At 71.6% G+C, this 10,977-nt stretch carries 10 protein-coding genes and 1 tRNA gene; 8 read left to right on the forward strand and 3 right to left on the reverse strand.

Going from position 1 to position 10,977, the window contains the following annotated elements:
- Positions 1–183: 2-oxoglutarate dehydrogenase E1 subunit family protein (locus VGD85_RS03835; protein WP_331062127.1), on the reverse strand; the 183-nt coding region annotated here is incomplete at its 3' end.
- A gap of 173 nt (positions 184–356) precedes the next feature.
- Between VGD85_RS03835 and VGD85_RS03840 the strand changes: the two genes are divergently transcribed.
- Both VGD85_RS03840 and VGD85_RS03845 read left to right on the forward strand, forming a co-directional pair.
- Entirely contained in the window at positions 357–947 is a 591-nt protein-coding gene (locus tag VGD85_RS03840; RefSeq protein WP_331062128.1) for a hypothetical protein, read from the forward strand.
- The gene (locus VGD85_RS03845; protein WP_331062129.1) at positions 947–1,852 is read left to right on the forward strand and encodes an LCP family protein; all 906 of its coding nucleotides are present in this window, start codon (positions 947–949) and stop codon (positions 1,850–1,852) included. Before VGD85_RS03840 ends, VGD85_RS03845 begins: the two co-directional genes overlap by 1 nt.
- Positions 1,853–1,884: 32 nt before the next feature.
- On the opposite strand, the gene VGD85_RS03850 is transcribed toward VGD85_RS03845, so the two are convergent.
- Positions 1,885–3,276 carry a choice-of-anchor P family protein gene (locus VGD85_RS03850; RefSeq protein ID WP_331062130.1) on the reverse strand — a complete coding sequence of 464 codons (1,392 nt, stop codon included), beginning with the start codon at positions 3,274–3,276 and terminating at the stop codon, positions 1,885–1,887.
- 349 nt (positions 3,277–3,625) lie between these two features.
- Positions 3,626–3,698 (reverse strand) — tRNA-Arg (locus tag VGD85_RS03855).
- 130 nt (positions 3,699–3,828) lie between these two features.
- Here VGD85_RS03855 and argS point away from each other — a divergent pair.
- The 6 genes from argS to VGD85_RS03885 all read left to right on the forward strand — a co-directional run.
- On the forward strand, positions 3,829–5,493 hold the full coding sequence (gene argS, locus VGD85_RS03860; protein WP_331062131.1) for an arginine--tRNA ligase: 1,665 nt from the start codon (positions 3,829–3,831) through the stop codon (positions 5,491–5,493).
- A gap of 5 nt (positions 5,494–5,498) precedes the next feature.
- Positions 5,499–6,896, forward strand: a complete 1,398-nt coding sequence (gene lysA / locus VGD85_RS03865) for a diaminopimelate decarboxylase (RefSeq protein WP_331062132.1) — start codon at positions 5,499–5,501, stop codon at positions 6,894–6,896.
- On the forward strand, positions 6,896–8,206 hold the full coding sequence (locus VGD85_RS03870) for a homoserine dehydrogenase (RefSeq protein WP_331062133.1): 1,311 nt from the start codon (positions 6,896–6,898) through the stop codon (positions 8,204–8,206). Before lysA ends, VGD85_RS03870 begins: the two co-directional genes overlap by 1 nt.
- A complete protein-coding gene (gene thrC, locus VGD85_RS03875) occupies positions 8,203–9,300 on the forward strand; it encodes a threonine synthase (RefSeq protein ID WP_331062134.1) in 1,098 nt (365 codons plus the stop codon). The genes VGD85_RS03870 and thrC overlap by 4 nt, the downstream gene beginning before the upstream one ends.
- A gap of 10 nt (positions 9,301–9,310) precedes the next feature.
- Positions 9,311–10,207 (forward strand): homoserine kinase, encoded by an 897-nt coding sequence (gene thrB, locus VGD85_RS03880; protein WP_331062135.1) that lies wholly within the window; start codon positions 9,311–9,313, stop codon positions 10,205–10,207.
- A gap of 304 nt (positions 10,208–10,511) precedes the next feature.
- Positions 10,512–10,977: Rho termination factor N-terminal domain-containing protein (locus tag VGD85_RS03885; protein ID WP_331062136.1), on the forward strand; the 466-nt coding region annotated here is incomplete at its 3' end.

Below are 10,977 nucleotides of genomic sequence, written 5' to 3' on the forward strand. Positions count from 1 at the left end.
CGTCGTACCGTTGCTGCCGTTGCCGTTGGCCCGGAAGTACGCCGCCCAGGTCGCGTCGACACTGTCCGGATCCTGCTGGTACTGCTCGAACATCTCCTCGACGAGCCACTCGTTGGCGCCGAAGTCGGGCCCCTCGTGCTGGGTGGAGGGGACGTCGGGATGACTGCCTGGGGACTGCGGCACGGGTTGATTCGCCTCTTCCGGATACGTGCGCGGGGGAGTGTTCCAGTCGCCAAGGCTAGTCCCCCAGACCAGCAATTGCAGACTGTCTCGGCAGTGACCGGCGTGGTGTGCGCCGGGCCGCCTCACGGTCGCGGACACTGCCGTCCATCAGCACCCCAGAGGGTTGGGAAGACATGACCACATCCGTACGACGAGCCTACGCGGCGGCCCTGGCCGCCCTGGCGCTGGCCCTGTGCCTCGGCGCCTGCAGCGGAGGCGGCGATGACGAGCCCGAACCGCCCGGCGCCGCGCCGAGCGGAGCACCGAGCACCCCCGCGGTGCGCACCGAGGTGACGATCGGCGAGATCACCGGTGCCCTGCCGCGCGACGCGCGTCGGCGCCTCGCGAAGCACGTCGGGGAGGTGGTCGACGGCTGGGTCCAGGCCGCCTACCTGGGCGGTCGGTACCCGCGCCGCGACTTCTCCGACTCCTGGCCCGGCTTCACCGCCGGCGCCAAGGACGAGGCGCACCGGGACAAGCGCCTGATGAGCAACCAGGACATCGGCGAGCGCATCGACGGCGTGGAGGCCCGGCGCAGCCAGGTCCGCGTCGACGTGCTCGCGGTCCGGCGGCACGCCGTCGGGGTCACCGCCCGGGTGGTGCTGCGGTTCCGCACCACGGGGAAGGTCGAACGCGACGTCCGCGTCCAGGGCCGCCTCTACCTGACGCCCACCGGCCACGGCTGGCGCGTCTTCGGCTACGACATGACGAAGGGGGCCGTGTGATGCGCCGCCTGCATCGGACCATCCGTCTCGGCACGCTCGGCCTGGTGCTCGCTCTGGCCGCGTTCGTCGTGCCCGACTCGGCGGTCAAGAGCACCGAGGTCGCGCTGGTCAAGGTCGACCGGGCCGCCGGCGTCGACCTGACCCCCGACGTGGTGTGGATCCTCGCGGTCGGGTCCGACGCCCGTCCCGGTCAGGACATGACCCGCTCCCGCGGCGACGCCCTGCAGCTGATCGGCCTGAACACCCGCACCGGCGCCGCGTCCGCGATCGGCGTACCGCGCGACTCCTGGGTCTCGATCCCGGGTCATGGCAACGAGAAGATCAACGCCGCGCTGTACTTCGGTGGGCCCCAGCTCCTCGGGCGGGCGGTCGGCAACCTGGTCGGCATCGAACCCGACTACGTGTTCGTGAGCCGCTTCCCGTTCTTCGAGGACATGGTCAACGACATCGGCGGGATCGACGTCGTGAACCCGGTCGCCTTCAGCGACACCTACCTGAAGCCGAACGGGTTCAAGAAGGGGCGCCTGCACCTGCGCGGGTACGACGCGATGGCGTTCTCACGGATCCGGCACAACCTGATCCGGGGCGACTTCGACCGCTCCGCCAACCAGCAGCGCGTGCTGCGCGGCATCCAGGCGAAGGTCGCCGCCCGCGCCCACGTGCCCGGGTTCCTCGAGCGCGGCGTGCTCACGGTCATGCAGCACCTCTACACCGACCTCTCGCCGGCCGAGCTGTTCCGCTTCGCCCAGGCGGTCGCCCACGTCGACCGTAAGAAGATCACGACCTGTGTCGTCCAGGGCGGCATCGGCAACATCGGCGGGGCGAGCGTCGTACTGCCCTCCGTCGCCCAGGCGCGGCGGCTCGGCAACGAGGCCCGGAACGACGCGACGATCGAGCGCTGCTGAGCTGCAGCGCCCGATCGTCGCGACCGAGAGGGTCAGTTCGGGTTGATGTGACCGCCCGCCCAGCCGACCTCGATGATCGAGCCACCCGGGATGAGGCCGGGCAGCGTGAGCCGCAGCGCCTTGACCTCGGCGCCGGTCCAGTTCTGCTTGACCACGCGGTACTGGAGGATGTTGTTGTCCCCGAGGTCGACGATCTCGCCGGGCTTCGGCAGCGGGAGCTCCTCGCCGTTCAGCACGATCCGGGCCAGGCGGGTCGAGATCGTGCGCCGCACCTTGGTCGTGTCCGCGGGCTTGCGCATCGCGACCTTGGACGTGATCTCGTCGATGACCAGGCCGAGGCTCGGGATCTCGAGCGAGCCGATGTTGCTGCCGATGAACCCGCGCGCCGAGCCGTCGCGGTCCTGGTCGCCCATCAGCTTGTACTGGACCCCCGTGAGGTTGACCAGCCCGCCGAGCAGCCGGAAGTCGCCGGCGTTGTGGGTGCGGGTCTTGCCGTTGGTGCCCGAGCAGCTGAGCGCCTGCTCCTGGAGACCGCCGATCCGGAGCAGGTCGTTGCCGCCGAACATCTCCACACCCATCGCACGCGAGTGGAAGACCCCGGCGGGGACGGGCTCGTAGAGCGCGGTCCGCGCGCGGCCGAGCGTCAGGACGGTGTCGTGGCCGGTGGCGTTGACGAGCAGCCGGAGGGCATAGGTCTCCGAGGTGGCCGAGTGCTGCTTCGCCGTACCCGACTTCACCCCGCCGAGGCCGATGCTGCCCAGACCCGGGATCTCGATGGTGTTGCCGGTCACCGAGGTCAGCAGGTCGATGACCTGGGTGACGACGTCACCCGTGGCGGACCCGAGGATGTCGAGGAGGTCCTGCAGCTCCTGGGGGATCTGGGCGGGCAGGTTCTCGATCCTCAGGCCCTCGAAGGTGAAGCTCTCGCGGTGCCCGAAGGTGCCGTCCGCCTTGCGGTACGCGTCCGCGACCGAGGTCAGTCCCTTCAGAGAGAGGGTCGGGGTCTGGATGCCCTGGAGCTCGCCGCCGAGCTGGAGGTCGGCGATCGTGCTGACGCCGCGCACGCCGTTGACGCCCTTCTCGAGATAGGTCTGGGTGTGGCTGGTGGCCGCCGAGAGCTTGATGAGCTCGTTGTCCGGCAGCGAGAGCGTGGAGCTCTTCAGCAGCTCGCGGCCGGCGTAGCGGGTGCACGCCTGCTGCGCGAACGCCTCCTTGGAGTTGCGCATCTCGACGCCGTCGACGATGACCTTGGTGCCGTAGACCGTCGCCTTGTACCCGAGGTTCGTCTTCACCGGACGGTCCGAGCGCGCGGCCCTGGAGGCTGCCTGGCTCGCCTCGGCCGTGGTCGGGGTGACGAGGGCGCCGGCGAGGCCGGCCGCGCAGACCGTGAGGGATGCGATCACCCTCGTGAGGGACTTCTTCACTGCGTGTCCTGCTTTCTCGTTGCCGGAGCCGCTGCGTCCCTCCCCGTCGGCCGCGGCTGTGCTGATCCCATGTCGGTGCTCCCACCGAGAGGTTTCTGGCGACGATTGTGCGTTCGTGACCGGCCGCTGGCGAGGGGGCGAGGCGAGAAATCCGTCTCCGGTCAAGACCAATGCGGCCGTTTTCGTACCCGTGCGTAACCCCTGCGCGGGACGGCCGTTTTCAACGCCCGAGGTCGTCCGGGGGCCCACGCACCTGACGTACGTGTCGTTCACCGGCCGGCGGGGGAGCAGATGCGTCAGGTGCGCGGACAACGCCCGGCAGCCCGGCACGAGAGAGAAGAAGAGGAAGCGCCCCCGGCAGGATTCGAACCTGCGGCACCTGGTACCGGAAACCAGTGCTCTATCCCCTGAGCTACGGAGGCAGCCGCCCCGCACTGCGAGGCTGCGCCGTCACCCTACAACCGACGCGGGACGGACGCGCAATCGCGTCGGTCGGGTCCGCGGGTGGATATCGATGCTGAGCAGTGAGTGCGCCGCCGATACGCTGGGCCGGTGACTCCTGAGCAGCTCTCCACCGCGATCGTCGATGTCCTGACGACGCTGTCGACCGAGGGTGCGATCACCCTCCCCGACGGCGTCCCGACGAATGTCACGGTGGAGCGTCCGCGATCCAAGGAGCACGGCGACTACGCGACCAACGTCGCGCTGCAGCTGGGCAAGAAGGCGGGCCTGAACCCGCGCGACCTCGCGACCATGGTCCAGCAGCGGCTGGAGCAGGTCGAGGGCATCGCCGGGGTGGACATCGCCGGACCGGGCTTCCTCAACATCACCGTCTCCGCCGGCGCCCAGGGCATCGTCGCTGCGCAGATCGTCGACGCGGGAGCGGCGTACGGCCACACGGACACGCTCGGCGGGGAGAAGGTCAACGTCGAGTTCATCTCGGCCAACCCGACCGGCCCGCTGCACCTGGGCCACACCCGCTGGGCCGTCGTGGGCGACGCGATCTCCCGCGTGCTCGAGGCCGGCGGGGCCGAGGTGACCCGCGAGTTCTACATCAACGACCGCGGCAACCAGATGAACCTCTTCGGCGCCTCGATCGAGGCCGCCGCGCTCGGCCGGCCGACCCCCGAGGACGGCTACCACGGCGCCTACATCGCCGACCTGGCCCGCGAGATCGTCGCGGAGGACCCGGCGATCGTCGACCTTCCCGAGGAGGAGCGGCTCGTCGCGTTCCGCGAGAAGGGCTACGCGCTGCAGCTGGCCGACCAGCAGGAGCAGCTGCAGCGGTTCAACACCGTCTTCGACGTGTGGTTCTCCGAGCGCAGCCTGCACGACAGTGAGGACGTCACGAGCGGCCTGGAGAAGCTGCGCGGCCAGGGCCACCTCTATGAGGACGACGGCGCGCTCTGGATGCGCACCACCGACTTCGGGGACGACAAGGACCGGGTGCTGATCCGGACCAACGGCGAGCTCACCTACTTCGCCAGCGACACCGCCTACTACGTCAACAAGCGCTCGCGGGGCTTCGACCGGTGCATCTACCTGCTCGGCGCCGACCACCACGGCTACGTCGGCCGGCTCAAGGCCATGGCGGCGTGCGCCGGTGACGACCCCGAGCGCAACATCGAGGTGCTGATCGGCCAGCTGGTCAAGATCGTCCGGGCCGGGGAGGAGGTCCGGCTCTCCAAGCGGGCCGGCGAGATCGTCTCGCTCGAGGAGCTGATCGACGAGATCGGCACCGACGCGCTGCGCTACTCCCTCGCGCGCTACCCGGCCGACTCGCCACTGACCCTGGACATCGCCGAGATCACCAAGCAGTCCAGCGAGAACCCGGTCTTCTACGTCCAGTACGCCCACGCGCGGATCGCCTCGATCCTGCGCAACGCCGGCGAGCTCGGGCTCACGTGGTCGACCTCCGAGTTCGACCCGGCCCTGCTGTCCCACCCCAAGGAGGGCGAGCTGCTGCGCGCGCTCGCCGAGTTCCCCCGGGTGGTGGCCAGCGCGGCCGAGCTGCGCGAGCCGCACCGCGTCGCGCGCTACCTCGAGGACATGGCCGGGGTCTACCACCGGTTCTACGACAACTGCCGCGTGCTGCCGATGGGCGACGAGGAGGCCGGCGACCTGCACCGCGCCCGGCTCGTGCTGGTCGCGGCGACCCAGACGGTCCTGGCCAACGGCCTCGAGCTGCTCGGGGTCTCCGCGCCGGAGCGGATGTAGCGGCGATGAGCCACGAAGCAGGCTGGGCGCACGCGCCCGGCGCGCTCCGCGGTCCTGCCTGGCTGCAGCCCCCGGTCGACCCCGATGCACTGGTGCCGCACCTGTGGTCCTCGACCGCCCACAAGGTCGACGGGGTCCTGCACGTCGGCGGCCTGTCGGTCCCGGACCTCGTGGCGAACGTCAACACCCCGGCGTACGTCCTCGACGAGGCCGACTTCCGGATGCGCGCCCGCGCCTTCCGGGACGCGTTCTCGTCCTACGACGTGTTCTACGCGGGCAAGGCGTTCCTGTGCACCGCCGTCGCGCGGTGGGTGCAGGAGGAGGGCCTCTGCCTCGACGTGTGCTCCGACGGCGAGCTCTCGGTCGCGCTGCGAGCCGGCTTCGACCCCGCCCGGATCGGCTACCACGGCAACAACAAGACCGTGACCGAGCTCCGGCGAGCGGTCGCCGTCGGGGTCGGGCGGATCATCGTCGACTCCTTCGACGAGATCGAGCGGCTCGCGATGATCACCGCCGACACCGGGCTCCGCGCTCCGGTGATGGTGCGGGTCACGGCCGGTGTCGAGGCGCACACCCACGAGTACATCGCGACCGCGCACGAGGACCAGAAGTTCGGCTTCTCGATCTCCTCGGGCGACGCCTTCGAGGCCGTACGCCGGGCCGAGGCCGCCCTGGGGATCGACCTGCTGGGCCTGCACTCCCACATCGGCAGCCAGATCTTCGACTCCTCCGGGTTCGAGGTGGCCGCCCGCCGGGTGCTCGCGCTGCAGGCGCGGGTCTCCGCGGAGCTCGGCGTGACGCTGCCGGAGATGGACCTCGGCGGCGGCTTCGGCATCGCCTACACGACGCAGGACGACCCGGCCGACCCCGCGCAGCTGGCGACGGAGATGAGCAAGATCGTCGAGCACGAGTGCCGGGCGCTGGACATCCCCGAGCCGCGGCTCTCGATCGAGCCCGGCCGCGCGATCGTCGGGCCGTCGATGTGCACGGTCTACACCGTCGGCACGGTCAAGCCGGTCCAGCTCGACGGCGGCGCGGTCCGCACCTACGTCTCGGTCGACGGCGGGATGAGCGACAACATCCGGACCGCGCTCTACGACGCCGACTACTCCTGCACGCTGGCCTCGCGGCCCTCCGCCGGCGGGTCGGTGCTGGCGCGCGTGGTCGGCAAGCACTGCGAGGCCGGCGACATCGTGGTCAAGGACGAGTTCCTGCCCGGCGACGTGCGGCCGGGCGACCTGGTCGCGGTGCCGGGCACCGGCGCCTACTGTCGGTCGATGGCGTCGAACTACAACCACGCGCTGCGTCCGCCGGTGGTCGCGGTTCGGGACGGAGTCGCGCGCGTGGTGGTTCGCCGGGAGACTGAGGACGACCTGTTGGCAACGGACATGGGTGATCAGTAATGGAGAGCGACAAGCCTCTCAAGGTGGCCGTGCTGGGCTGCGGCTCGGTGGGCTCCCAGGTGGTGCGCCTGCTGGGGGAGCAGGCCGCGGACCTGGCGGCGCGCGTCGGCGCGCCGGTGGAGCTGGCCGGCGTCGCCGTACGCCGGCTCGACGCGCAGCGCGAGGTGGAGGTGCCCGAGGGCCTGCTGACCACGGACGCGACCGCGCTGGTCACGCGCGACGACGTCGACCTGGTGGTCGAGGTGATCGGCGGCATCGAGCCGGCCCGCTCGCTGATCCTGGCCGCCCTCGAGAGCGGCAAGTCGGTCGTCACCGCCAACAAGGCGCTGCTCGCCGAGGACGGGCCCACGCTCTTCGACGCCGCCGAGAAGGCCGGCCGCGACCTCTACTACGAGGCCGCCGTGGCCGGCGCGATCCCGATCCTGCGGCCGCTGCGCGAGTCGCTCGCCGGCGATCGGGTCACCCGGGTGCTCGGCATCGTCAACGGCACCACCAACTTCATCCTCGACCGGATGGACAGCTCCGGTGCGGGCTTCGCCGAGGCGCTCGAGGAGGCCCAGGAGCTCGGGTACGCCGAGGCCGACCCGACCGCGGACGTCGAGGGCTTCGACGCGGCGGCCAAGGCCGCGATCTTGGCCTCGCTCGCGTTCCACTCGCGGGTCACCGCCTCCGACGTGCATCGCGAGGGCATCGCCGAGGTGACCGCGGCCGACGTCCAGTCGGCGCGGGAGATGGGCAGCGTCGTCAAGCTGCTGGCGATCTGCGAGCTGCGCGAGACCGACGAGGGGCAGAGCGCCGTCGCGGTCCGCGTCCACCCCGCGATGATCCCCCGCAGCCACCCGCTGGCCTCGGTGCGCGAGGCGTTCAACGCGGTCTTCGTGGAGTCCGAGGCGGCGGGCCAGCTGATGTTCTACGGGCCGGGCGCCGGCGGCTCGCCCACGGCCTCGGCGGTCCTCGGCGACCTCGTCACGGTCGCGCGCAACCGGCTCGCCGACACCCGCGGGGCCGGAGAGTCGGCGTACGCCGACCGGGCGGTGCTGCCGATGGGGGAGACGTTGACCCGCTACCACGTCGCGATCGACGTCGACGACCGGGCGGGCGTGCTCGCCTCGGTCGCCACGGCGTTCGCGGAGAACGGCGTGTCGATCCAGACCGTCCGGCAGGAGGGGCGCGGTGCCGACGCCCAGCTCGTCGTCGTCTCCCACGAGTCGACCGACGCGGCGCTGAGCGCCACCGTGGAGCACCTGCGCGAGATGGACATCGTGCGTGAGGTGACATCCGTGATGCGTGTCGAGGGAGCGACCGAGTGAACCCGCAAGGCTTCACCCCCACCCACCAGTGGCGGGGTGTGATCGAGGAGTACCGGCCCCTGCTGCAGATCCCCGAGGGCACCGCGGCGGTGACGCTGCGCGAGGGCGGCACGCCGCTGGTGGTCTCGGAGTGGCTCTCCGGCCTCACCGGGGCCGAGGTGTGGCTCAAGGTCGAGGGCGGCAACCCGACCGGGTCCTTCAAGGACCGCGGGATGACTGCCGCGATCTCGGTCGCCAAGCACGAGGGCGCCGAGGCGGTCGTGTGCGCGTCGACGGGCAACACGTCCGCGTCGATGGCGGCGTACGCCGCGAAGGCCGGGCTCAAGCCGCTCGTGCTGGTGCCCGAGGGCAAGATCGCGGCCGGCAAGATGGCCCAGGCGATCCTGCACGGCGCCCAGGTGATCATGGTCCGCGGCAACTTCGACGACTGCCTGGGCCTGGCGAAGGGCCTGGCGTGGGACTACCCGGTCGCGCTGGTCAACTCGGTCAACCCGGTCCGGCTCGAGGGGCAGAAGACGGCGGCGTTCGAGATCGTCGACTTCCTCGGCGACGCACCTGACTTCCACCTGCTGCCGGTCGGCAACGCCGGCAACATCTCGGCGTACTGGCTCGGCTACACGCAGTACGCCGACTGGGGGCGGGCGACCCACAAGCCGGTCATGCGCGGCTTCCAGGCCGAGGGGGCGGCGCCGCTGGTGACCGGCGAGCCGTTCCCCGACCCGGAGACCCGTGCGACCGCGATCCGGATCGGCAACCCGGCCTCGTGGAAGCTCGCGGAGGCGGCGCGCGACGAGTCTGGGGGCCGGTTCGCCGCGGTCAGCGACGGCCAGATCCTCGCCGCCCAGCGTGAGCTCGCCAGCCGGGACGGGGTCTTCGTCGAGCCGGCGTCGGCCGCGGGGATCGCCGGGCTGCTGCAGGAGCTCGCCGCCGGCGAGGACTACCGCGGCAGCACGGTCGTGATCACCGTGACCGGACACGGCCTCAAGGACACCGTGACGGCGCTCGAGGGGTTCACCGAGAGCGGCGGCAGCATCGTCGACACCGTGATCGACGCGGACGTGGCCGCGGCGGCCGAGGCCGCCGGCCTGGGCTAGCGGCTCGCGCGTGGCCACCTTCGTCGACGGACCGGTCCGGGTGTCGGTGCCGGCCACCTCCGCCAACCTGGGCCCGGGCTTCGACTCGCTGGGCCTGGCGCTGTCGATGCGCGACGAGCTCGAGGCCGAGGTCATCGGCTCCGGCCTCGAGGTCGAGGTGACGGGCACCGGCGCCGGTGAGGTGCCGCTCGACGAGCGGCACCTGGTCGTGCGCTCCATGCGGGCGGCGTTCGACCTGCTCGGCGTGCGTCCTTCCGGGCTCCGACTGAGCTGTCGCAACGTGATCCCGCACTCCCGGGGGCTGGGCTCATCGTCGGCGGCCATCGTCGCCGGCGTCGTCCTCGCCCGCGGCCTGGTCGCGGGCGGAGCCCTGCTCGTCGACGACCTGGCACTGTTCCGGCTGGCCGCACGGATCGAGGGACATCCCGACAACGTGGCACCCGCGTTCCACGGCGGGTTCGTGATCTCCGGACGCGACGACGACTTCTACGCGGTCTCCTCCGCGGTCGACCCGCGGGTGGAGGTCGTGGTGTTCGTGCCGCCGACCCCGGTCTCGACCGAGGTGGCTCGCGGCCTGTTGCCCGCGACGGTCCCGCACGCCGACGCGGCCGCGGACGCGGGGCGCACGGCCCTGCTGGTCGCGGCGCTGGCCGGCCAGCCCGAACAGCTCCTGCGCGGGACCCGCGACTACCTCCACCAGGACTACCGTCGTGCGGCCATGCCGGAGTCCCTGGCCCTGGTCGACGAGCTGCGGGGGCAGGGCGTGGCCGCGACCGTGTCCGGCGCGGGTCCGACCGTGCTCTCCTTCACCGACGCCGCCGGGGCCGCGGTCCTGGCGGCCCGGTGTCCGGCGGGCTGGGCGAGCCACCACCTCGCCGTCGACCGTGAGGGTGCGCTGCTCGGTTGAGCAGCCGGGCGTGCCGGCGCCGCGCCACGGCCCGATGATGTCGCCCGATGATGTCGCCCGATGATGTCGCCGCCGCGGGTCGCGGTGGTATGTTGGCGCCGCGCCGGGGCTCTCCGGCGTAGCACCTGCCGGTGGCCGTCACGGCACGCCGGCACCGTGCACCTCTCTCCTCGAACACGTGCCGACCTCGGTCGCGCATGCCCGTGCGGACGCTCCCCTCCCGGTGAGCGCCGGGGGCGAGGAGGAATTGACCAGCAGCCACCGGCCACGGGCCGGGGGCACTGATACGTGGGAAGGACCTCACGTGACGGAGACCATCGACCCCGGCACCGCTCAGACCGGGGAGGGCTCGGCCCCGGCGAAGAAGCGTGGCGGGGGGCTCAGCTCGATGCTGCTCGCCGACCTCAAGACGATGGCCGGCGGCCTCGGCATCCCCGGCGCGGGCTCGATGAAGAAGGCCCAGCTCGTCGAGGCGATCAAGGCGCACCAGGGCGGCGGCAGCCGCGCGGCGGCCCAGGAGCCGCGGCGCGAGCATCGGGCCGACGAGCGCGCTGCCTCGGAGGGCGAGGACGCCGCGCAGCAGCGGACCGGCCAGCGCGACCGGCAGCAGGACCGGCAGCAGGACCGGCAGCAGGACCGGCAGCAGGACCAGTCCCGGCGCGACCAGGACAAGCAGCAGGACAAGCAGCAGGACAAGCAGCAGGACAAGCAGCAGGACAAGCAGCAGGACAAGCAGCAGGACAAGCAGCAGGACAAGCAGCAGGACAAGC

This window comes from Nocardioides sp. (genome assembly GCF_036401255.1).
Classification (GTDB): Bacteria; Actinomycetota; Actinomycetes; order Propionibacteriales; family Nocardioidaceae; genus Nocardioides.

What these genes read in the sequence shown, in the direction of transcription:
- VGD85_RS03845 (WP_331062129.1), top strand. Translation starts at nt 947, where the DNA reads ATGCGCCGCCTGCATCGGACCATCCGTCTCGGCACGCTCGGCCTGGTG.
- VGD85_RS03840 (WP_331062128.1), top strand. Translation starts at nt 357, where the DNA reads ATGACCACATCCGTACGACGAGCCTACGCGGCGGCCCTGGCCGCCCTG.
- lysA (WP_331062132.1), top strand. Translation starts at nt 5,499, where the DNA reads ATGAGCCACGAAGCAGGCTGGGCGCACGCGCCCGGCGCGCTCCGCGGT.
- VGD85_RS03870 (WP_331062133.1), top strand. Translation starts at nt 6,896, where the DNA reads ATGGAGAGCGACAAGCCTCTCAAGGTGGCCGTGCTGGGCTGCGGCTCG.